The sequence below is a fragment of the Belnapia sp. AC561 genome (assembly GCF_979252845.1).
On sequence record NZ_CEEDBP010000524.1, the window covers coordinates 1 to 233 of the forward strand.

The 233-nt window shown below is 65.2% G+C and carries 1 pseudogene; it reads left to right on the forward strand.

What is annotated here, in order from left to right:
* Nucleotides 1–13: 13 nt before the first annotated feature.
* Nucleotides 14–233: pseudogene (locus AC0IW9_RS32115) on the forward strand (hypothetical protein); the annotation flags it as partial.

A 233-nucleotide genomic window follows, 5' to 3' on the forward strand; every position in this document is an offset into this window, starting at 1 on the left:
GGTGCAAGTGAGCATGCATCCGCAACAGGGCATGCCGGCGGCGGTGGCCGATCCGCGTCACGTGTTAGTGAACGTGATCGAACGACTGAAAGCGGACGGCTTTTATCCGGTGATGGCGGTGGAGCTGGAGTTTTATTTGCTCGACCGCGAGCGTGGCGAGAACGGCCGACCGTTGCCGGCGCGCCAGGCCAACGGCGCCCGCCCGCACGCTACCCAGGTGTACGGCGTGTACG